The organism is Pseudomonas sp. AU12215 (assembly GCF_001675465.2).
Taxonomy (GTDB): domain Bacteria; phylum Pseudomonadota; class Gammaproteobacteria; order Pseudomonadales; family Pseudomonadaceae; genus Pseudomonas; species Pseudomonas nitroreducens.
This window is the reverse complement of record NZ_MACM02000145.1, coordinates 36,794-57,523: the sequence shown is the minus strand read 5'-3', so window position 1 is coordinate 57,523 and position 20,730 is coordinate 36,794. Positions and strand designations below refer to the sequence as shown.

25 protein-coding genes are annotated in these 20,730 nt (G+C 65.4%); 17 read left to right on the top strand and 8 right to left on the bottom strand.

Translation table 11 applies throughout. The features are described 5' to 3' along the window. Nucleotides 1-60: 60 nt before the first annotated feature. The 8 genes from A9513_RS22735 (at nucleotide 61) to A9513_RS22700 (ending at nucleotide 5,353) form a co-directional block, all read left to right on the top strand. The gene (locus A9513_RS22735; protein WP_037008981.1) at nucleotides 61-474 is read left to right on the top strand and encodes a DUF1924 domain-containing protein; all 414 of its coding nucleotides are present in this window, start codon (nucleotides 61-63) and stop codon (nucleotides 472-474) included. 14 nt (nucleotides 475-488) lie between these two features. Continuing rightward, on the top strand, nucleotides 489-1,331 hold the full coding sequence (locus A9513_RS22730) for a diheme cytochrome c (RefSeq protein ID WP_065085650.1): 843 nt from the start codon (nucleotides 489-491) through the stop codon (nucleotides 1,329-1,331). Nucleotides 1,332-1,703: 372 nt separating this feature from the next. Continuing rightward, nucleotides 1,704-2,612, top strand: coding sequence for an alpha/beta fold hydrolase (locus A9513_RS22725; RefSeq protein WP_024763796.1), 909 nt, complete (start codon nucleotides 1,704-1,706; stop codon nucleotides 2,610-2,612). Between the two features lie 225 nt (nucleotides 2,613-2,837). Further along, entirely contained in the window at nucleotides 2,838-3,425 is a 588-nt protein-coding gene (locus A9513_RS22720; RefSeq protein WP_037008977.1) for a hypothetical protein, read from the top strand. Continuing rightward, on the top strand, nucleotides 3,422-3,817 hold the full coding sequence (locus A9513_RS22715; RefSeq protein WP_024763794.1) for a hypothetical protein: 396 nt from the start codon (nucleotides 3,422-3,424) through the stop codon (nucleotides 3,815-3,817). The genes A9513_RS22720 and A9513_RS22715 overlap by 4 nt, the downstream gene beginning before the upstream one ends. Before the next feature lie 34 nt (nucleotides 3,818-3,851). Next, complete coding sequence (locus tag A9513_RS22710) at nucleotides 3,852-4,151, top strand: hypothetical protein (RefSeq protein WP_024763793.1); 300 nt, start codon at nucleotides 3,852-3,854, stop codon at nucleotides 4,149-4,151. Between the two features lie 94 nt (nucleotides 4,152-4,245). Next, on the top strand, nucleotides 4,246-4,764 hold the full coding sequence (locus A9513_RS22705; RefSeq protein ID WP_024763792.1) for a hypothetical protein: 519 nt from the start codon (nucleotides 4,246-4,248) through the stop codon (nucleotides 4,762-4,764). Between the two features lie 112 nt (nucleotides 4,765-4,876). Beyond that, nucleotides 4,877-5,353, top strand: a complete 477-nt coding sequence (locus A9513_RS22700; RefSeq protein WP_024763791.1) for a hypothetical protein — start codon at nucleotides 4,877-4,879, stop codon at nucleotides 5,351-5,353. 46 nt (nucleotides 5,354-5,399) lie between these two features. Here the strand turns inward: A9513_RS22700 and A9513_RS22695 are convergent, their stop codons facing one another. Further along, the gene (locus A9513_RS22695) at nucleotides 5,400-6,326 is read right to left on the bottom strand and encodes a cation diffusion facilitator family transporter (protein ID WP_024763790.1); all 927 of its coding nucleotides are present in this window, start codon (nucleotides 6,324-6,326) and stop codon (nucleotides 5,400-5,402) included. Nucleotides 6,327-6,532: 206 nt separating this feature from the next. Then, complete coding sequence (locus tag A9513_RS22690; protein WP_024763789.1) at nucleotides 6,533-7,432, bottom strand: LysR family transcriptional regulator; 900 nt, start codon at nucleotides 7,430-7,432, stop codon at nucleotides 6,533-6,535. A 105-nt stretch (nucleotides 7,433-7,537) separates the two neighbouring features. Here A9513_RS22690 and A9513_RS22685 point away from each other — a divergent pair, with 105 nt between their 5' ends. After that, complete coding sequence (locus tag A9513_RS22685) at nucleotides 7,538-8,509, top strand: DMT family transporter (protein ID WP_065085649.1); 972 nt, start codon at nucleotides 7,538-7,540, stop codon at nucleotides 8,507-8,509. Between the two features lie 28 nt (nucleotides 8,510-8,537). Here A9513_RS22685 and A9513_RS22680 read toward each other — a convergent pair whose 3' ends face one another. Together A9513_RS22680 and A9513_RS22675 are read right to left on the bottom strand one after the other, a co-directional pair. Further along, nucleotides 8,538-9,296: a class I SAM-dependent methyltransferase gene (locus A9513_RS22680; RefSeq protein ID WP_024763777.1), complete on the bottom strand. Its 759-nt coding sequence runs from the start codon at nucleotides 9,294-9,296 to the stop codon at nucleotides 8,538-8,540. Between the two features lie 118 nt (nucleotides 9,297-9,414). Beyond that, nucleotides 9,415-10,164 carry an SDR family NAD(P)-dependent oxidoreductase gene (locus A9513_RS22675; protein WP_054908885.1) on the bottom strand — a complete coding sequence of 250 codons (750 nt, stop codon included), beginning with the start codon at nucleotides 10,162-10,164 and terminating at the stop codon, nucleotides 9,415-9,417. A gap of 175 nt (nucleotides 10,165-10,339) precedes the next feature. On the opposite strand from A9513_RS22675, the gene A9513_RS22670 reads away from it, so the two are divergent. Beyond that, complete coding sequence (locus tag A9513_RS22670) at nucleotides 10,340-11,245, top strand: LysR family transcriptional regulator (RefSeq protein WP_065085648.1); 906 nt, start codon at nucleotides 10,340-10,342, stop codon at nucleotides 11,243-11,245. A gap of 4 nt (nucleotides 11,246-11,249) precedes the next feature. Here A9513_RS22670 and A9513_RS22665 read toward each other — a convergent pair whose 3' ends face one another. Further along, nucleotides 11,250-12,203, bottom strand: coding sequence for a Dyp-type peroxidase (locus A9513_RS22665; protein WP_205345871.1), 954 nt, complete (start codon nucleotides 12,201-12,203; stop codon nucleotides 11,250-11,252). Nucleotides 12,204-12,335: 132 nt separating this feature from the next. Then, nucleotides 12,336-12,953, bottom strand: coding sequence for a LysE family transporter (locus A9513_RS22660; protein WP_065085647.1), 618 nt, complete (start codon nucleotides 12,951-12,953; stop codon nucleotides 12,336-12,338). A gap of 306 nt (nucleotides 12,954-13,259) precedes the next feature. Here A9513_RS22660 and A9513_RS22655 point away from each other — a divergent pair, with 306 nt between their 5' ends. Then, the gene (locus A9513_RS22655; RefSeq protein WP_065085646.1) at nucleotides 13,260-13,649 is read left to right on the top strand and encodes a response regulator; all 390 of its coding nucleotides are present in this window, start codon (nucleotides 13,260-13,262) and stop codon (nucleotides 13,647-13,649) included. Between the two features lie 82 nt (nucleotides 13,650-13,731). On the opposite strand, the gene A9513_RS22650 is transcribed toward A9513_RS22655, so the two are convergent. After that, nucleotides 13,732-13,941: a cold-shock protein gene (locus A9513_RS22650; RefSeq protein WP_024763772.1), complete on the bottom strand. Its 210-nt coding sequence runs from the start codon at nucleotides 13,939-13,941 to the stop codon at nucleotides 13,732-13,734. Between the two features lie 282 nt (nucleotides 13,942-14,223). On the opposite strand from A9513_RS22650, the gene A9513_RS36190 reads away from it, so the two are divergent. Next, nucleotides 14,224-14,394, top strand: a complete 171-nt coding sequence (locus A9513_RS36190; protein ID WP_164488274.1) for a hypothetical protein — start codon at nucleotides 14,224-14,226, stop codon at nucleotides 14,392-14,394. 90 nt (nucleotides 14,395-14,484) lie between these two features. On the opposite strand, the gene A9513_RS22645 is transcribed toward A9513_RS36190, so the two are convergent. Continuing rightward, nucleotides 14,485-15,369 (bottom strand): DMT family transporter, encoded by an 885-nt coding sequence (locus tag A9513_RS22645; RefSeq protein ID WP_024763771.1) that lies wholly within the window; start codon nucleotides 15,367-15,369, stop codon nucleotides 14,485-14,487. A 190-nt stretch (nucleotides 15,370-15,559) separates the two neighbouring features. Here A9513_RS22645 and A9513_RS22640 point away from each other — a divergent pair, with 190 nt between their 5' ends. The 5 genes from A9513_RS22640 (at nucleotide 15,560) to A9513_RS22620 (ending at nucleotide 20,615) form a co-directional block, all read left to right on the top strand. Beyond that, nucleotides 15,560-16,471 (top strand): LysR family transcriptional regulator, encoded by a 912-nt coding sequence (locus A9513_RS22640; protein WP_024763770.1) that lies wholly within the window; start codon nucleotides 15,560-15,562, stop codon nucleotides 16,469-16,471. Beyond that, nucleotides 16,468-17,370 (top strand): LysR family transcriptional regulator, encoded by a 903-nt coding sequence (locus A9513_RS22635; RefSeq protein WP_065085645.1) that lies wholly within the window; start codon nucleotides 16,468-16,470, stop codon nucleotides 17,368-17,370. Before A9513_RS22640 ends, A9513_RS22635 begins: the two co-directional genes overlap by 4 nt. A 302-nt stretch (nucleotides 17,371-17,672) precedes the next feature. Continuing rightward, nucleotides 17,673-18,296 (top strand): glutathione S-transferase family protein, encoded by a 624-nt coding sequence (locus A9513_RS22630; protein ID WP_037011579.1) that lies wholly within the window; start codon nucleotides 17,673-17,675, stop codon nucleotides 18,294-18,296. Between the two features lie 52 nt (nucleotides 18,297-18,348). Continuing rightward, nucleotides 18,349-20,385, top strand: coding sequence for a pyridoxamine 5'-phosphate oxidase family protein (locus tag A9513_RS22625; RefSeq protein ID WP_065085644.1), 2,037 nt, complete (start codon nucleotides 18,349-18,351; stop codon nucleotides 20,383-20,385). 14 nt (nucleotides 20,386-20,399) lie between these two features. After that, entirely contained in the window at nucleotides 20,400-20,615 is a 216-nt protein-coding gene (locus A9513_RS22620) for a hypothetical protein (RefSeq protein ID WP_024763766.1), read from the top strand. The last annotated feature ends 115 nt before the right edge of the window (nucleotides 20,616-20,730 follow it).

Below are 20,730 nucleotides of genomic sequence, written 5' to 3'. Positions count from 1 at the left end.
TTCAGCTTGAATTAAGAAAAAGACCATAGATTTTGTATGGAAAATTCAGGGGGAGTACCCATGCGCCAGTCCACATTGATCACCAGCATCTTCTGTTCGTTTTTTTCCGCTCTGGCTCTGGCCGCCGATCCGGCTGCATTGCTCGACAGTTACGCCGCCCAGGCACGCCAGCAGGAGCCGAATTTCACCGGCTTTTCCGGCGAACGCGGCAAGGCTCTCTACTTCCGCGAAGAACTTCGCGACGGCAAGAACATGAGTTGCACCACTTGCCACGGACAGGACCCGCTACAACCGGGAAAAACGCTGACTTTCCGCAAGATCGAGCCATTGGCGCCGAGTGTTACACCCGCTCGCTTCACCGATGCGAAGAAGGTGGAAAAGTGGTTCCGGCGAAACTGCAACGACGTATTCGGACGTGAATGCAGTGCCCAAGAAAAGGGCGATTTCGTTTCCTGGATCAGCAACCTGAAATAGCCGGAGCGACGCGCATGAACAGAAAGGGACTGCTACTGATGTTCGTTGCCACGCTGAATGTGGCTGGCTGCAATGCTGAAGACCACGGAGGGAACAAGCACGGAGGGTATAAGCGGCCCAAACAGCTGGCTGTTTCTGCAGCCGCTCCACAGCCTTGGCGCGAAGAGTGTTCGGCCTGCCATCTGGCCTATTCGCCCGGGTTACTGCCGCCGGACGCCTGGAGGGTTCAGATGAGTGACCTGAGCAACCACTACGGCAGCGATGCGAGCCTTGATCCAGACACGGAGAAAGTCATTCTCGACTTCCTCCTCCAGGCTTCAATGGCCAACCGGCTTCCGGTGGAAGGCGGAAGTCCAGGCAACCCACCACGCATCACGGAAACGCGGTGGTTCCTGAAAAAGCACGACGACATCAGCGCTTCGACCTTCAAGCGCCCTAACATCGGTAGCGCGGCGAATTGTTCCGCCTGTCATCGTGACGCCGAGAAAGGGGACTTCGATGAGGATCGGGTGAAGATTCCAAAAGCGCAGGCCCAGAGCGCCGAAGTTGCCAATCTCATACAGCAGAAGCTGCAGCCTGCGGACCATTACGCGCCTCTCGCGGCTACTGCCAAAGGTTCTGGAGCCAGCAATAGCTGCAGGGTCACTAGCCTCACCTCCAATATCCATTGCGACACTTCGCCGGGTACCCCTGGTGAGCCCGCAACCCTGATTGTCTGGACGCAGGCCGCCGACGGAACATGGACCTGCTCCTTCAGTGGTTCGAGCAATACGGGACTCGTTCCTAGGAACTGCATGATTCTGGAGTCCCGCCAAGAGAACCCGATGCCTCCGGTAATAGAAAAATCGACGCGCTAGTGCCCGCCTGCAACTCGGAAAGAGCTCTGCAATACAAGCCTAAGCGGCGCAGAGGGCCAGTAGGCTGACTGAGCAAATTGTCAGTAATGCAGAAGTCCGCTCCTGAGCAAAAGCTGCCCGTGAGAAGCGGACGCCTGCGGTCAGGCCGCGGCCCGATTGCTCGATTCAGCTCGGCACGGACGCTTCTTCTGCCCGGCTCCGGTGTTCCATGGCCACGGTCGTAACAGCCGTGAAAACGGCGAATGTGTCAGCGCACAACGATCTCCCCGTTGAGGGGCTGCACCTTGAGTGACAGCGGAGCGCTGTGCCGGTCCGTGTGTCCATCGCAAACCGAACTACGCTCCTCCAGTCGACACTCCTGGAGAGATCACGATGATCCGTACCCTGCTGACCGCGTCCCTGTTGGTGACTTTGAGCGCTCCGGCCCAGGCGGGGATAGCCGCCTTCCCTTCCTCCTTTCATACCCAGGAGATCCCCGTAGAGGGTGCGACCATCCATGTGCGCGTCGGCGGAAGCGGGCCGGCGGTCGTACTGCTGCACGGGTTCGGCGACACCGGCGACATGTGGGCGCCGCTGGCCACGGACCTGGCCAAGGACCACACCGTCGTCGTGCCGGACCTTCGTGGCATGGGCTTGTCGTCGATTCCGGCCAGCGGCTACGAGAAGAAGACCCAGGCCGCAGATGTGCGGGCGGTGCTGGCGTCACTGGGCATCGAGCACTCGGTGGTCATCGGCCATGACATCGGCACCATGGTGGCCTATGCCTATGCGGCGCGTTATCCGCAGCGAACCGAGCGCCTGGTGGTGATGGACGCTCCCGTCCCCGGCATCGCGCCGTGGAATGAGATCGTCCGCTCGCCGATGCTCTGGCACTTCGACTTCGGCGGCCCCGATATGGAACGGCTGGTGGCAGGGCGCGAGCGCATTTACCTGGACCGTTTCTGGAACGAGTTCGCCGGCGATCCGCACAAGGTGGACGAAGCGACCCGCCAGCACTATGCCAAGCTCTACGCCCGTCCCGGCGCGATGCATGCCGCCTTTGCCCAGTTCCGCAGCATTCGCCAGGACGCGGTGGACAACGAGGCGTCGAACAAGACGCGGCTGACGATGCCGGTGCTCGCCGTCGGCGGTGAAAAATCCTTCGGTGCCAACGAGGCCATCGTCATGCGCAATGCCGCCGACAACGTCACCGAAGTGGTGGTGCCGGGCGCCGGGCACTGGCTGATGGAAGAGGCGCCAGCCCCGACGATCCAGGCCATTCGCCAATTCATTTCGCCTTGAGATCCACGCCATGAAGGGCCCGGCATCAAGCGCCTGATGCCGGACGTTTCAGCGGCCCCAAGCCTTCCCCATCAGCGCATGGCCAACAAAGAAAGTTCGCTGCCGCTCGTCACAGAAATCCGATAGGAAGGTTGACCCTCCCCTACTGCGCCACTAGATTCCTACCCTTCTTTCGCCGGGGTGCGCTGTGCCCCGGCGAACACAACGGCAAAGGAATGTCCGCTCATGTTCAAGCCCCTCAGGCCCTGGCTGCCTGCCCTGCTGCTTTGCAGCCCGCTCGCCGCGCAAGCGGAAGGTCCCTCTGGCGATTTCTGGCTGATTCACCAGCAGGGCAGCCTCTACAAGAACGAAATCTTCGTCATTGATGGCGACCCCGCCAACATCTACGACCGCAAGAACGGCGTGCGCTCGCTGGGCGTCTATCAGTTCTACGAGGAAGGCGCCAAGCCGACCTTTACCGCTTATGACGTCGAGGTCGACTGCGCGAAGAATCGCGTGCGCCTCAACGGCGCGCAGAACTACGACAAATTCTACAACGACATCCGCCCGAAGAAGGTCTCTAAGGAATGGCAGAAGAAGCCTGAGGCGTGGATCGCCCAGAGCCGCGACTTCCTCTGCAAGCCGGATGCCCACGTCGAGCAGAAGATGTACCCGCTGGGCAAGATGCCCATGACGCAGCTGGTCTCGGCCGCCCCAGGCCTGTTCCAACTGCAGAACCGTGAGCACGCCAAGAACCTGATCCTGCAGATGGTCGACAAGGGCTTCGAGCAGATGCCGGTCAAGAACGCACCGGCCAAGGAGGGTGTGCAATGAAAGGTCTACTGGCACTCGGGATGATCGCCATCCTGCTCGGCGGCTGCTCCGCCATTCCCACCCTGCCCGAAGCGCAGGCCCGCAGCTACTGGAAGGGCCGCCCGGCCGGCGATGCCATCGACCACTTCGGTGCACCCAGCGATATTGGCCTTGCGCCGGAGAACGACTGGGTCGTGCTGATCTACCGCCGCGATACTTCCTACGTCTCGCGTGAAGCGCTCGGCACCTACACCGGCCCGCAGAACGGCCAACTGGTGCATACCGAGTACTGGGGCGACGTGGTCCACTCCGCCAGTTGTGAAATCCGTGTCGCCATCAATCGCGCCCGGCAGGTGGACTACCTGCTGACCCGCGGCAATTGCGGCGGCATCGCGCTGAGGCCGGAAGCCTGAGCCCAGGCTTCCTCATCAAGGAGGAGACGAAACCATGCCAAGCATGAACTACCTGGCGAAAGCGGCATTTCCGTTGCTCGGTCTCTTGACCATCAGCTCGCAGGCTTCTGCCGAAGAGGTCAAGGTGACGGAGTTGCTGCGCAGCGGCTATGAAGTGAAGGCGGCCTACGTGGCGCCGGGGCGAGTCACCCAGATCCACTTCCTGATCCTGCAGAAAGGCACGTCGGTCTACCAGTGCGGCAGCTATGAAAGCAGCGCGCCGATGCAGCGCTACTACGACTATTCCAACACCTACTCCTGCTCGCAGATCGGGGACTGGGTGCCCAAGAACTGAACGGCTTTCACCCTCAGCCTGTGCTCCTGCGAAGGTCGGCATCCTCGATGCCGGCCGGCCCCCGCGCTCCAACCGTCACACGGATGTTTCTGCGATGAAATTGCACCTGTTGCCCGCCAGCCTGTTGCTGGCCTGCGCCGTCTCCCACGCCGCCGAGCAGGCGCCTGTTCCCAAGCCCCTGGAAGAACAGGTCGGCCGCCTGGTCGAGCTGTACAAGGACAGCTTCGCCACTGGCTACCCCGAGGCCACCCGGGTGCAGACCCTGAAGGCCGGCAACGGCAGCGAGCTGACCCTGGCGGTATTCACCGTCGAAGGCTTCGACATGGGTAACAACTACAACCAGTACCTCGCGGTCTTTGCCTCCACCCCGAACGAGGAAGGCCAGGAGCACTACAGCCTGCTGGATGCCATGCAGATCGGCGGCGGTGGCTGGCGCTCGATCGAGGCACTCAATGCCAGGCTGGTCAGCGACCCCACAGGCCAGCGCACGCTGATCGATATCCCGGTGATGGAAAACACCGACGACGATTCGCCGAACTTCCCCAGCCGCGCCGGCGTGATCCACCTGTCCCTGGAAGGCTCGCAGACGCCTCGGCTGGTGGAACAGCACTGACACCGCCGCAAGGTCGTACCAGGCCTGATACCAAGTCGATAACAAGCCACGCTAAATTTCGCTGTGCTGCGGCCGCCACTGTCGGATAACCATCCTCAGCGGAAGCCTCGCCATGACCACCATCAGCGCCGTCAGCGCCACCAACGTTCGCTATTCCACTGCCTCGACTTCCTCCGCCTCGACCGTTGCGGCGAGCGGCGAAGACAGCACCACCACTGACACCACCAGCACCGGCCAGACTTCGGCAAGTGCTTCTGCACAAGGCGCGGGCGGAGCGGCAGGTGCCGGTGGCGCCGCGGCAAGCAGCGGCTCGGACAGCAGCTCCGACACCACCCTGGAAAAACTCAAGCAAGCCATGGAGCAGGCGCAGAAGGAACTGGAAGAAGCCGAGCAGGAGCTTGCCAAGGCCAGCCAGGGCGGCGGCCGGACCGAGGAAGAACAGCAGGCCCAGCAGATCGCCGCCCAGGCTGCACAGGCGCGCGTGTCGTCCGCCTCGGCGGCGGTGGCGGCGGCTACCGCCGCCTATTCGCAAGCGCTGACCGAGTCCGGCAGCGGCACCAGCGGCACGTCGGTGAATACCACGGCCTGAGGCCGGCAAACCAACGGGCTGGCGCGCTCGCGCAGCCCGGTCAGGCTCAGCGGGTCCAGAGCGGGTCGGTGGTGAAGGCGATGGTCAGCCAGCGGTTCGGGCCCTCGCCGCCGATGGCCGCGCCGATCTCGTCACGCAGTCGGTCCCACTCGTCGAGGGTCTGCGCCGGCCAGCCCGGCGGGACGATGAAGTACAGCTCGATCTGCTGTGCCCGCCCGACCTTGGCGACATAGGCCTGGTACGCCAGGAAGCCGTGCTGCGCGACGATCTGCGCGGCCACCTCGTCGACGTGCTGCTTCAGCTCCGGCGGGGTGACCAGCAGGATGTCCTTGAGCGCCTGGCGAATGGTCAGGAACGGAATCGGCAGGATCACCAGGCAGATCAGCGCCAGCACCGCCGGGTCGACATACGGGCCGATCTGCGCGTAGCCGCTCACGGTCGCCAGGTCGCCGACCAGGAAGGCGATCAGCAAGGCCAGGGAAATGCTGCCGGACATCACCCAGGACTTGGCATCGAGGGCCACGAAGTCCGAGCCGATGCGCCGGTTGGCGCGGAACTGCACCGCCGCCAGGGCGAAGCAGACCAGGGTGGCGACCGCCGCATAAAGAATGGCGAAGCCGAACTCCAGCGCATGGCCGCCGCTGAGCAGCCTGCCGATGGCGTTGATCAGCGCATACAGCGTCACGCCGGAGAGCAGCGTGCCGTTGAGTGCCAGCACCATCGGCTCCAGGTGCCAGAAGCCCATGTTGAAGCGTTCGGCCAGGCGCCGGCTGGCGTCGCCCTCGGTGGTGTGGCGGCGGATCAGTGTCGCCACCATCAGCGCCAGGCCGCTCATGCTGGCATCGGCCAGCGAGTAGACACCATCGAAGACGATGGAAAAGGATCCCGAAAGCAGGCCGACGACAATACCGAAACCGGCCAACAGCACGGTCACGATGATGGAAAGCCGCAGGATGCCCTGTTCTGTTTTCATTGCTGGCGTGCTCCTCGCGCCTCGATGGTTGCGTCGCCGGAAGCCGGCCTGGCCGGCCCTGGCGGTTTCGCTGGGGGGCGCGACTATACGCCAGGGGCCTGGCCACGGCCATTGGCGCCCCGGCAATGTGTCCATGCAAGGTCGCAAGGGGTCGGCACCACCAGCCCCTCCGGTACCGCCATTTCCTCCAGAGCAGCAGCCCCGACCTAGGGCGGCGTTGCCCCCTCATTCATCAGGTAGGTCACCAATTGCCGGGCGTGGGAGGACAGGGCATCCCAGTCGGCAACGCAAAGGCGCAACTCACGGGTAGCCCAGGGATCCGCGAGGGCCACCAGCGTCGTCGGCAATTCCTGCGCCAGCCGCGTCGCGGCAGCCTCCGGCAACATGGCCACGCCCACTCGCTGGGCGACCAGCTGGGCGATGGCATCGAAGCTCGGCGCGCGCACGCGTACCTTGAGCGGCAGCGCATTGCGTACCGCCATCGCCTCGACGAAGCGTTGCATGGCGCGCTCGGCCGGCAGGCAGACGAAGGGAAAGCTCAACGCGTCGCGCAGGCTGGGCAGGTGCTGGCTGGCCAGCGGGTGGTCCCGCGGCACCAGCAGCACCAGCTTGTCATTGCGGAACGGCAGCGACAGCAGGTCCGCGGTGGGCAGGTTGCCGTCATACACGCCGATATCGATCGAGCCGTCCCGCACCGCGAGCAACACGTCCTTGCTGTTCTGCTCGATCAGTTGCAGGTCCACCTCCGGATAATCCGCCAGGAAGGGCCCCAGCGCAGTGGGCAGGAAGGTGCTGTTGGCGACGGTGGACGCCGCCAGGCGCAAGGTGATGCGCCGTTCACCGCCCAGTTCCTGCAGAGTGTCCTTGAGCTGCCGCGCCTCCTTCAGCACGCGCTGGCTGGCCTCCAGCACCAGGCGACCGGTCGGCGTCAACGTCATGCCGTCGCTGTGCCGGGCGAACAGGGCAAGCCCGCAGCGCTCTTCGAACTGGCGCAGGCGGTTGCTCGCCGCCGAGACCGCCACGGGCACCGAGGCCGCTGCCTTGCTCAGGCTGCCGGTGCTGGCGATGGCGGCAATCAGGCGCAGATCGGCAAGATCGAAATGCACTTTGCGTTCTCCATGGATGAAAGCAATCTTCGCCAATCCAGCATTCTAGCGGCCCAGCCTTCTCCATAGAATAATGCCTTTCCCCTGCCCTGCGTTCCCGCCGACATGAACAATCTGACTTCCCTGTACCAGCGCAGCCTGCACAATGGCGTGTTCTTCGCCGTGCTGTCCGCCACCGGCTTCAGCCTCAAGGCGGTTTTCGTCAAGCTCTCCTATGCGGCCGCGCCCGTGGATGCGATCACGGTGCTGGCCATCCGCATGGGCCTGGCGCTGCCGCTGTTCCTCTGGCTGCTGTGGTTCAGCCGGGGGCCGCAACAGGCGCGGCTCTCGCTGCCCGACGGTGTACGCATCCTGCTGCTCGGGCTGGTCGGCTATTACCTGTCGAGCCTGTTCGACTTCTACGGCCTGGAATACATCAGCGCAGGCCTGGAGCGGCTGATCCTGTTCACCTACCCGACGCTGGTCCTGCTGCTGCAGATGGCAATGACCCGCGAACGCCCGAGCTCACGCACCCTCGCAGCCATGGCCCTGTGCTACCTCGGCCTGGGCATAGCGCTGGTGCACGACATCAAGGTGGAGGGCAGCGGCGGGCAGATCCTGCTGGGCGCCATCTGGGTCTTCGCCAGCGCCGTGACCTACGCGGTGTACTACATCGGCACCGCCGCGGTGATCCAGCGTGTCGGCTCGATGCGCCTGGCCGCGCTGGCCGGCATCGCCTCGTCGGTGATGGTGCTGGGGCACTACGCGGTGACCGGCGACGCGCAGCAGTTGGCAACCCTGCCAGGCTCGGTGTGGCTCTACGGCGCCCTGATGGCACTGATCTCCACCGTGCTGCCGATCTACTGGATGGCGCTGGCCATCCAGCGCATGGGTGCCACCCACGCGGCGGCGTTCGGCAACCTGGGGCCGGTCCTCACCGTGTTCGCCTCCTGGGCGCTGCTGGGCGAGGCGATCTCGATCTACCAACTGGTCGGCCTGGCACTGGTGTTGTTCGGGGTATCGCGGTTGTCCGGAGCCAAGGCACCCACTCAGGTGGCGCCGAAGCAGCCGGCTGAGGAATGCAGTAACGCCGGTTGAGTTCGATCCTGGAAGAGCGTCTATGAACTCAGACGCGGCCAATCCTCATGTTGATCGGCCATCTGACCGCAAGCCGCGCGGCAGGGTCGCCCCAGCGCTCGGCCAGGTCGGCGGCGAAGTGCTGCAGCAGGTCTTCGCGCCCGGCTTCCCGGGCGCTGCGCACTGCCGACCAGGTGGAGACGTAGCCGAGGAACTCGTGGAGGGTCCATTCCAGGCGGATGGCGATCTCCGGCCCCGGAAACTCGGCGAAGGGGAAATCAAGGGTCGCGTAGCCGCTGTCCACCAGCTTGCGCTCGGCGGGCCAGTAGGGGCCGATCTCCTGCCAGTAGAAAGTCTCGAAGCGCTTGCCCGGATCGCCGTCCAGGTGCAGCACGCCGTAGCTGATCAGCGCCAGGACCGCGTCGGGCTCGGCGATTCGCCGGACCTCGGCGTAGAACTTGGGCAGGTCGAACCAGTGCGCGGCCTGTGCCGCCGTGATCAGGCTGGCGCTGCGGTCGGCCAGCGGGAGTTCTTCGGCCTGGGCGCAGGCGTAGCTCAGGTTCGCGCGGGGCGCGGCATGGGCAATCTGCTCCGCGCTGGGATCGAAGCCGACAACCGAACTGAAATGCTCGGCCAATTGCCGGGTCAGCTGGCCGCTACCGCAACCCACGTCGACTGCCAGCGCCCGGTCGGGAGCCAGCGAGGCCAGGCAGGAGGCAAGCTCCGCCGGGTACTCGGGGCGGAAGCGCGCGTAGGCCTGGCCGCCCTGGTCGAACCAGTTTCGCAGGTCGGTTGACGTGTCATTCATGGCTGGCGGCTCCTCTCTTGAAAACTGGCTTGCCGCGACTGTAAAGGGCAAACGGGCCAGCACACCAGAGCCACACAGGCCGCAGCAGGACGCACGCCCTGCCCGGCCCATGGCATGGTCAGACCTGTGCCATGCCGCCATCGACGAACAGTTCGATGCCGTTGATGAAGCTGGCCGACTCCGAAGCCAGGAAGGCCACTGCCTTGCCAATTTCGCGAGGTTCGCCCAGCCGGCCCAGCGGTACCTGGCTGGCCAGCGCATCGAACAGGCCCTGGCGCGCTTCCTCGGGCACCAGGTCGCCGAGGCCGGGAGTGCGGACCGGGCCGGGGCTGACGACATTGACGCGAATGCCCCGGTCCTTCAGATCCAGCGCCCAGGAGCGGGCGAAGTTGCGCACGGCGGCCTTGCTCGCACTGTACACGCTGAAGTTGGCAGTGCCCTGGATCGAGGTGGTGGACGAGGTGAGGATCACCGACGCGCCATCGACCAGCAGCGGCAATGCCTTCTGCACGGTGAACAGCACGCCGCGCACGTTGGTGCCGAAGATTCGGTCGAAGTGTTCCTCGGTGATCGCGCCCAGCGGGAGCATGTCGCCGCCGCCGGCGTTGGCAAAGAGGATATCCAGTCGGCCGGCAGCTTTCGCGATCTGTGCGTACACCGCATCGAGATCGGCGAGCACCGAGGCGTCGGCACGAATGGCCGTGGCGGCCGGGCCGATGGCTTCGACGGCAGCGTCCAGTTCGGCCTGGCGGCGGCCGGTGATGAAGACGCGGGCGCCTTGCGCGGCGAGTTCCTGTGCGGCGCCGAGGCCGATGCCGGTGCTGCCGCCGGTGACCAGTGCAACTTTACCAGTGAGGGACTTGTTCATGATGAGCTCCTGAGCTTTGCGAGTTGAGGGTTCTGCCTCCTGGCCGGCATCTGGCGCGGCTTTGCGGTGAGGCATGGCGCTACTCTAGGGCCCGGCCATTGATGGAAAAAGCGCATACAATGGAATGACTATCCATGCCCATGGATAATCAGGCGATCCCCTCAGAGGAGTTCCCATGGACCAGCTCCAGGCCATCCGTGCCTTCGCCCGCGTGGTGGAAGCCGGCAACTTCACCCGCGCCGCCGACTCGCTGGACATGCCCAACGCCACCCTGAGCAAGCTGGTTCAGGAGCTGGAGGCGCACCTGGGCGTCCGCCTGCTGCAACGCACCACAAGACGCGTCATGGTGACGCCCGAAGGCCAGGACTACTACGCCAAGGCCAGCCGCGTATTGCGTGACCTGGAAGACATCGACTCGTCCTTCAACATTGCCCGCAGCAAGCCACGCGGCCATCTGCGCATTGATGTCGGCGGCTCGACCGCGCGGGACGTACTGATACCGCTGCTGCCGGACTTCCTGGCGCGCTACCCGGACATACGCATCGATCTGGGCGTGTCCGACCGCTCGGTGGACCTGATCGGCGACAACGTCGACTGCGTAATCCGCGGCGGCGCGCTGGACGCCTCGTCGCTGGTGGCGCGCGGCATCGGCCAGGCGACCATGGTTACTTGCGCCTCGCCCGAATACCTGCGCCACAACGGCATCCCCGCCTACCCCGAGGAACTGCGCAACGGCCACCGGCTGGTCAGCTACCTGTCCCCGCAGAATGGTCGCGCGGTGCCCTTCCGCTTCGAGCGCGATGGCGAACGCAGCGAGCTGAAAATCGAGTACCGCATCGGCGTCAATGAAAGCAACGCGCACCTGGCTGCCTGCGTCGCCGGCCTGGGCATCATCCAGACCTTCTCCTACGCCGCCGGCGCCGCCCTGCGCGACGGCACGCTGGTGGAAATCCTCGATGAATGGCGCCCACCGCCCTACCCCTTCCACGTCGTCTACCCGCAGAATCGCTACGTCACCCACCGTTTGCGAGTGTTCATCGACTGGCTGGTGGAGTGCTTCCCGGCGCGGGTTGCCGGTTGAGCGCTCAGGGCGCCCTGTCTGCCAGCGCTTCGAGCAGGTCGGCCGAGGGCACGAAGAACAGGCTGCCCGTCACCGCCTTGCTGTAGTCCAGCAGGCGATCGTAGTTGCCGGCCGGGCGGCCGATGAACATGTTCTCCAGCATTTCCTCCACCGGCGCCGGCGAGCGGGCGTAACCAATGAAGTAGGTGCCGAACTCCCCTGCCCCGGGCCTGCCGAACGGCATGTTGTCGCGCAGGATCTTCACTTCCTGGCCGTCCTTCTCCAGGGTGGTCAGCGAACTGTGCGAGCAGCTCGGTTTCACGTCGTCGCCCAGTTCGATATCGGCCAGCTTGGTGCGGCCGATGATGCGCTCCTGGGTTTCAGTGGGAAGCTGGTTCCAGCCGGCCATGTCATGCAGGTACTTCTGCACCAGGACGTAGCTGCCGCCGGCGAACGCCGCGTCTTCCTCGCCGATCAGGGTGAAGTGCGGAATCTCGCGCCCTTCCGGGTTCTCGGTGCCATCGACGAAACCGATGATGCTGCGCATGTCGAAATAGCGAAAACCCTGGACTTCATCGACCACCGTGATCGCATCGCCCAGGCGCGCGACCAGTTGCGACGCCAATTCGAAACAGAGGTCCATCTGCTCGGCGCGGATGTGCAGCAACAGATCGCCCGGCGTGGAGACGGCGACTCGCTCGCCTGTGCCGATCTGGCGGAAGGCATGCAGGGACGCCGGACGCGGGGTGCCGAACAGTGCATCCCAGGCCGCCGAACCAAAGCCCACCACGCAGGACAGGTTGCCCGCCGGCACGCGCTTGCTGACCGAGCGCACCAGCGCCGCCACGTCCTCGCAGAGGGCTCGAACCGGGCTCCAGTCCTTACCTGGCGTCAACGTCGCAACGAGGAAGATCGCGCTGCGGGTGATCGGGCTGTCGACTGTCTGGGGTACGGGGGATTCGTTGAGCATGGTTTCCATTCGCCGCCATCAGGGTTGGGAAGATGGGGTTATCAAAGCAGGTCGCCTACCTCGCTGACAATGCGGGCGGCGCATGACGAAGGGCCGGTCTTTCGAGCCCTCCCTTCGGGACAGCGGATGCTCCGCTGCGGCTTAGCGCATCGCCGCCAGCTTGATGCCGAAACCGAGCAGGCACGCCCCCGCCAGCCGCTCCAGCAGATTGGCGACACGCGGATTCGCGCGCATGCGCTCGGCCAGCCGATGGGTCAGCAGCACGGCTACCAGCCCATAGAGGAAGGTCACTACCGCAACCGTCACTGCCATGAAGGCGAAGGTCACCAGCCCCTGATGCTTCACCGGGTCGATGAACAACGGCAGGAAGGCCATGTAGAACACGATGGCCTTCGGGTTGAGCAAGGTGATCAGCGTGGTCTGGCGCAGGTAGTGACCGTTGTCCATGCGGCTCTGCCGCGAAGCGGCCCCGGGCTTGCTCATCAGCATGCGCAGGCCCAGCCAGGCCAGGTAGCCCGCCCCCAGCCACTGTACCGCCTGGAAGGCCGATGGGTAGGCGGCAAGCAGCGTCGCCACGCCCGCCACCGCCATCCACAGCAGCACCTGGTCGCCCAGGATCACCCCGCAGGTGGCCGCCAACCCTGCCCTCACGCCGCCCTTGCCAGTCGCTGTGATCAAGGCGAAGTTGCCGGGACCGGGAATGGCCAGGAGCACCACGAAGGCGATCAGGAAGGCGCCGTAATCGGTCACTCCGAACATCGGGAAGGCTCCTGGCAGGTCAGGACTGGGTTGAACGCCGAGTTTATCACCCGTTCCCACGGGTTGGTCCTCTCTATCTCCGGTACGCAACGATCTGACAGCGATCGTGTGCGGGGCTGCTCTGGTTCGGGGATGCCGAGTTTGCACATGCGCCGGGGCGCGCGACCGATTCGGGTCCGATGCCAGCCTCCGCGCTGACCGCCGCAGAGCCTTCGGTCGGCGGCCCAATCTTCTGCTCAGGTAATCTGAACGCATTCCCGGCAGAACCCTCTATCGCAGCAGCACACCCACGCAGGAAGAGATCGCATGGACAAGCTCGGAAGCCCACCCTCCGCTCCCCCCGGCTATGTGCTCATTCTCGATGACGATTCGAACCTGGCCAGGATGCTCGGCTTGGCCATGGAGGATCACGGCATCGAGGCCGTGGTCCTGGGCAATGCCGACGACGGGCTCGCCTGGATCAACGGCAACCCCGGGCAACTGGCATTGCTGCTGACCGATATCTCCATGCCCGGCAGCATCGATGGCGCCGAACTGGCGCGGCAGGTCGCCCGACGGTTTCCCGCCATTCCGATCATCATCATGTCCGGTGGCGCATGGAGCGACGACTATCCCGCCTGCCACTTCCTGGACAAGCCATTCGACCTTCCGACGCTGACCGGCCTCATCGACGAAGCGCTGGGAACACGCCATTGAATCGGCAGCGGCCAGCGCAGCGCACCGGGCAGCAGAAACAAAAAAGCCCCGCATCAGCGGGGCTTTTTCAGCGAACGACCGGTCAGATCACTTGCACTTGCTCGGCCTGCGGGCCTTTGGCGCCGGCAGTGACGTTGAAGGTCACGACCTGGCCTTCGTCGAGCGACTTATAGCCGGTGCCTTCGATGGCACGGAAGTGGACGAAGACGTCCGCGCCGCTTTCCGGGGTGATGAAGCCGAAGCCCTTCTCGGCGTTGAACCATTTAACGGTACCGGTTTGGCGAGTTGCCATGATGAATCTCCAATCAAAAGGAAATCAGGCCATGCGACATGCCTGGCGTGACTGTATGCGAAGTGAAGAGGGGGCCGCAGAGATGGAGAATCAAGAAGACAAAACATCGGACGGTGCCGCTAAACCGAGCAGGCAGAGGCCCAGCATACAGATCTGGCAGGGAATAAGTAGCGATTTCGCATGAAAATGCTTAAATCGGCCGGGCGGTCGGTATTCATCGGTCGAGGTGGGTATAGTGTCCGCTAGCCGCCAGCCAGGTGGCTCATCACCTCAGGTGACCGAATGTCCGAGTCAGAGACGAAAAGCAAACGATCGGAGCTGGATAAGAAAATTTCAGCATTTCTTTCAAAAGGCGGCGAGATCCAGGAAATCCCTGCGGGCAAGCATGGCCGGACCGAGCCCTACAAGCGCGCCGAATTCACCCTCGCCAAGCCCAGGAAGCCCGACGCCTGATTGACCCGCGGGCAGCACAGAAAAGGCCGTATCCCTCGATACGGCCTTGTCATTTGTGCGCCAGGTTCGGGCTGGCCCGCCACCTTGGGACTAGGCCGCCGGCCTGATCGAGAACAACCCCGCGAGCAGGATCAGCAGTGCACCGGTGATCGTCCAGGCGCTCGGCACCTCGCCGAAGACGATGAGCCCGATCAGCGTGGCGAAGGCCAGCAGCGAGTAGTTGAACGGCTGCAGCGTCGAGGCCTGGGCGTACTTCAGCGCCTGGATCAGCAGCAACTGCGCGACAACCCCGGAGACGGCGACGATCGACATCAGCATGGCTTCGTGAGGCGTTGGCGTGACCCAGGCCGGCAGGCCAACCGCGCTTACCGACAGCGCGCCGGCAACCGCCATGTACAGCGTGGTGGTGGCGAAGGAATCGGTCTGGCTGATGCGCCGCGAGAGGATGTTGAAGAAGGCAAAGGTCAGCGCCGCCGCCAGCGGAATCAGCGCCGCGGGCTCGAACACGCCCATGCCGGGACGCAGGATCAGCAGCGTGCCGCCGAACCCGACAGCCGCCGCCAGCCATTGCCGGCCGACCAGCCGCTCGCCGAGCAGCAACCGCGCCAGGCCCAGCGTCATCAGTGGGAAGACCGCATAGAGCGCGTGGGTCTCGGCCAAACCGAGGTAGCGCAGGGCCAGGCCGAACAGCGCGATCTCGCCCACCCCCAGCAACGCGCGCACCACCTGCTGCCAGGGGCTGGCGCTGCGGGCAGCCTGGCGCACGCCGCCCTGCGAACGGCAGACGATGAGCGCGAACAGTACGAAAACCCAGTAACGCACCATCACCAGCTCGCTCACCGGCAGGTGGCGGACGAGCACCTTGGTGATGCCGTCCTGACAGGCAAAGATGAGCATCGACAGCAGGCACAGGCCGATACCCAGGCGCGGGTTGCTGGTAGCGGCCAGCGCAGTGGCCGTGGTCTTGCTGGTCATGGGGGAAGGCTCGCAGGCGGTGGCGCCTCGCTGCGGGCGCCTCCAGCGCTTGTGCCGGAGCGGCCGGGGCGCGGTCAAGCCAGGCGGCGCTGGCAAGCACGCCGATGTCGCCCGCAGGCCACCGGCACTTCAATCCCGCGCGGCTTCCCTCTACAGTCTGGCGACCCGCTCAAGGCGACAACGGTGATCCATGGACAGGTTTCAGGAAATGACAGTGCTGCTGGCCGTTGCCGAAGCCGGCAGCCTTGCCGCCGGCGCCCGGCAACTGGGCCTTTCGCCGCCCAGCGTGACCCGCGCCATCGCCGCGCTGGAGCAGCGCCTGGGCACCCTGCTGCTGGCCCGCAGTACGCGCAGCGTGCGGCTGACCGAGGCCGGCCAGCGCTATGTCGAGGACTGCCGGCGCATCCTGCAGGAACTGGAGGATGCCGAGGAGCTGGCCTCCGGCAGCGCCTTGCGCCCGCGCGGCAACCTCACGGTGACCGCCCCGGTACTGTTCGGCGAGCTGTACCTGATCCCGCTGATCGCCAGCTACCTGGAGGCCCATGCCGAGGTGACGGTCAACGCACTGCTGGTGGACCGCGTGGTGAACATGCTCGACGAGGGCATCGATGTCGCCGTGCGCATTGGCCAGTTGCCCGAGGGCAGCCTGACGGCGCTCAAGGTCGGTGAAATCCGCCCGGTGATCTGTGCCGCCCCCTCGTTCCTCGACCGCTACGGTCGTCCGCAGCACCCCAATGAATTGCTCGATGCGCCGGTGGTGATGGCCGCCACCAGCGTGCTGCTCACCGACTGGCAGTTCATCACCCCGGAGGGCCCGCTGACCCTGCGCCCGCCGTCGCGCTTCGTGGTCAGTTCGAACAACGCGGCTCTCCATGCCGCGCGCCTGGGCGGCGGCTTCACCCGCGTTCTGTCGTACCAGGCGGCCGAAGCCGCCGCGCGCGGCGAGCTGGAAATCGTTCTGGCCGACTTTTCCACGGCGCCGCTGCCGATCCACCTGCTCTACCAGGATGGCGCCCGGCTACCGGCGAAGGTGCGCAGCTTCGTCAGTCACTGCGCCGAGCGCCTGCGCGCCGACCCCTACCTGCAAGCTGCCAAGCCGTGAACCGCTTCCGGGAAATGCAGGCATTCGACGCCGTGGCGCGCTCCGGTAGCCTTGCCGCGGGCGCGCGGCGGCTGCAGCTGTCCCCCGCCACGGTGATGCGCCTGGTAGCCGGATTGGAATCGCGTCTGCACTGCGAGCTGCTGCTGCGTGGTCCGCGCGGAGCCGAACTGAGCCCCAGCGGCGAGGCCTTCGCCGCCAGTTGCAGGCAGATTCTGCAAGGTATCGAGGAGGCTGAAGGCTCGCTCAGCGGACTGCAGGCGCACCCGGCCGGGCAGTTGAACCTTTGCCTGCCGCTGCTGATGGCCGACCGGATTTTCGCGCCCATCGCCCTGGACTACCTGGCCGCCTTTCCCGAGGTGCGGCTGCTCAGCCGACACCGCGAAGACCTGCCGCGCCTGTTGGAAGATGGCATCGACGTCGCTCTGGTCATTGGCGCCCTGCCCGACTCTTCCGGCTTCGCCCTGCCGGTGGGCACGGTGCGGCCGGTGATCTGCGCATCGCCCGAGTACCTGGCCCGCCATGGCGTACCGCAAGCACCGGAGGACCTCAAGGCGCATCGCATCATCGTTGCCGGCGGCCAGGGTGCGGTCAGCGAGTGGCGCTTCCGCCACCAGGACGCCCCGCGTTCGGTGCGCCTGACCCCGCGCCTGGCGTGCAGCACCACCCATGCGGCAATCCGCGCCGCCGGACTGGGCCTCGGACTGACCCGCTGCATGAGCCACGAGGCCCATGCCGACCTCAGCGATGGGCGCCTGCAGGTGGTCTTGCAGGACTATGCAGCGCCAGGGTTGCCGGTGCAGCTGATCTACCGCGAAGGCCGTCGTGCCGCGGCGCGCGTGCGCACCTTCCTCGATTTCGTGGTGCCGCGTTTGCGTGCGCATCCCGCGTTGCGCGGGTGAGGCACGCCGTATCCAGAAGCGCCCCATCCCTCTTCTGAGCTCAGGGCAGTTCGCGAGCAAGCTCGCTCCTGCGCAGCTTCTCTGTAAGAGCGAGCTTGTTGGCGCTCCCCGCTGCAGGCTTGGGAACGGCTGCGCCCGCTGGCAACCCTGCGCCCCATTCTTCCGCATTCTGAAACGCTGGATTGCCCGTACTGGGGATTCTGCGCGCCGGCCATCGAGCGCAGCATTCACCCATCAGCTCGAGCAACCCACCATGGACCGACTCGCGCTGCCTACCCACTCAAGCCAACGGAGTCACCGTCATGTCCCACACCATCAAGCTCTTCCGCCACCCGCTGTCCGGCCACGCGCACCGCGCCGAGCTGATGCTCTCGCTGCTGCAACTGCCCGCCGAACTGATCGACGTCGACCTCGCCAAGGGCGCACACAAGCACCCGGACTTCCTCGCCCTGAACAGCTTCGGCCAGGTGCCGGTGATCGATGACGAAGGCGTGATCGTCGCCGACTCCAACGCCATTCTGGTCTACCTGGCGAAGAAATACGGCAACGGCCGCTGGCTGCCGGAAGACCCGCAAGGCGCCGCCCGCGTGCAGCGCTGGTTGTCGGTGGCCGCCGGGCAGGTCGCCTTCGGTCCCGCTGCGGCACGGCTGATCACCGTGTTCGGTGCAAAATTCAACGCCGAGGAAGTCGCTACCCGCGCCCATGCCCTGTTCCAGGTGATGGAGGGCGAGCTGGCGAAGAAGCCTTTCCTGGCCGGCAACGAAGCGACCATCGCCGACGTCGCCAATTACTCCTACATTTCCCATGCACCGGAGGGCAACGTCTCCCTGCAGGAGTACCCGAGCCTGCGCGCCTGGCTGGCTCGCGTGGAAGCCCTGCCCGGCTTCGTGCCGATGCAGCGCACCGCCATCGGCCTGCAAGCCTGATGCAACCCCCGCCGCCGGGCGACCCGGCGGCGCCTACTGCGAGGTGCTCGTCATGTTCCAGTTGCCCAAACACCGTAGCTCCCCGTGGCACGCCGGCGAGAAGGCGATCCAGGAACGCGTCGGCGTGGCCGACCGCATGGAGGTCCATGGCCAGAAGGTCATCCGCGACTACATGCCCGACCAGCACCGCGAGTTCTACCACCAGTTGCCCTTCATCATCGTCGGCGCCGTGGATCAGCAGGGCCGGCCCTGGGCGACCCTGCTCGAAGGCGCGGAAGGTTTCATAACCTCCCCCGACCCGAAAAGCCTGCTGCTGGACAGCGTGGCCGACCATCAGGACCCCGCCGCCAGCGGCCTGCAAGCCGGTAGCGCCGTCGGCCTGCTGGGCATCGAGCTGCACACCCGGCGGCGCAACCGCATGAATGGCGTCCTCCGCGAAGCCGAGGGTGGACTGCTGACCGTGGCCGTGGAGCACTCTTTCGGCAACTGCCCGCAGTACATCCAGAAACGCGAGTGGAGCCGCGACGAGCAGCGCTACAACCAGCGTGCCCCGCGCGAGGACTTCGCCGCGCTGAACGAGGAATTGGCGGCAATCATCCGCGACGCCGACACCTTCTTCGTCGCCAGTTACGTGCAGCACGAGGATGGCGAGCGCTCGGTGGACGTCTCCCACCGTGGTGGGCGTCCCGGCTTCGTCAAGGTCGACGGCAATCGCCTGGTCATCCCCGATTATGCCGGCAACCTGCACTTCAACACCCTGGGCAACCTGCAGGCCAATCCGCAAGCAGGGCTGCTGTTCGTAGACTTCGCCAGCGGCGACGTACTGCAAGTCCATGGCTGCACTGAGATTCTTTTCGACAGCCCGTTGCTCGCCGCCTTCGAAGGCGCCGAACGCCTGTGGACCCTGGATGTGCAGCACGCTGTCCTGCGCCGCAGCGCCCTGGCGCTGCGCTGGAGCTTGCGCGAATACTCGCCCACCAGCCTGATGACCGGCACCTGGGCCGAGGCCGACGCCAAACTGCAGGAACGCGAGCAGCGCCAGCAATGGCAGGACTGGCAGGTGCTGCGCGTGGAGCAGGAGAGCGAGGACATCCGCTCCTTCTACCTGCAACCGCCGGCCGGCACCGCCGTGAGTTTCGCGCCAGGCCAGCATCTGCCCGTACGCCTGGCAATCGGCGAGCAGGCACTGATTCGCACCTACAGCCTGTCCAGCGCGCCGTCGGACGGCGAGCTGCGCATCAGCGTGAAGGCCCAGGGCCCGGCGTCCCGCCACCTGCACGAACAACTGCAGGTGGGCGATAGCCTGCAGGTCCGCGCGCCCATGGGCAGTTTCACGCTGAAAAACGACACCGCGCGGCCGGTCGTGCTGATCGGCGCGGGCGTGGGCATCACCCCACTGCTGTCGATGCTGCGCGAATCGGTGGCCGCGTCGACCCGGAGCATTCATCTGTTCCAGTCCGCGCGCAGCCTGCGCCAATTGCCGTTCCAGCATGAAATCACCGAGCTCCGCCAACGCGCCCAGCAGTTGCAGGTCCATCGCGCGCTCAGTCGTCCTGAGCCAGAAGCACTGCCCGGACGCGATTTCGAGCAGACCGGCCGGCTGGACATCGCGGCGATCAAGGCCCGGCTGCCACTGGACGATTACGACTTCTATGTCTGCGGCCCCGGCGAATTCACCCAGGCGATCTACGACGGCCTGCGCGGACTGAATATTGCCGACGCACGCATCCACGCCGAAACCTTCGGCCCATCGACGCTCAAGCGCCAGGGCGACGGTCTGGCGCCGGCGCTGGTGCAGCCGCCCACCGCTACCGAGCCAGTGCCCGTGTACTTCGCCGGCTCGGCCAAGGAAGCACGCTGGAAACCCGAGAGCGGCACGCTGCTGGAGCTGGCCGAAGCTCGCGGTTTGTCACCCGACTTCAGCTGCCGCGGCGGCTCCTGCGGCACCTGCCGGACCAAGGTCGTCAGCGGCCTGGTGCACTACCCCAACCCGCCGGCGGAGCTGCCCGAAGCCGGCAGCGTACTGATCTGCTGCGCCATCCCGGCGCAGGACGAGAGCGGCGTGCAACCGCTGGTGCTGGACCTTTAGGGAGGGATTCGACCATGAACGCACGGCATGCATACGACAGCGCAAGCCAACGCTTCCCGCGCTGGGACGAAGAGTTCGTCGAAGCACCGGCCCCGGTGCTCTGCGGTCCGAATGAAGCCGAGGTTGGCTTCCTCCTGCCGCAATTGATCTCGACGCCGGGTTGCCCTTCACGCTCGCGCACCGTGGAGATCGGCGCAGCACTGGTGCGCTGGTTCAAGCGCGCCTTGTAGGCGCCATTCACAAACCTGTCCCCTGCCCCATTGCTTCGCGCTCGGCTCAGCCCTCTCCCACTGGGGGAGGGCTGGGGTGAGGGAAAGGCCCAGGCACGGATTGGGTCGGTACAAC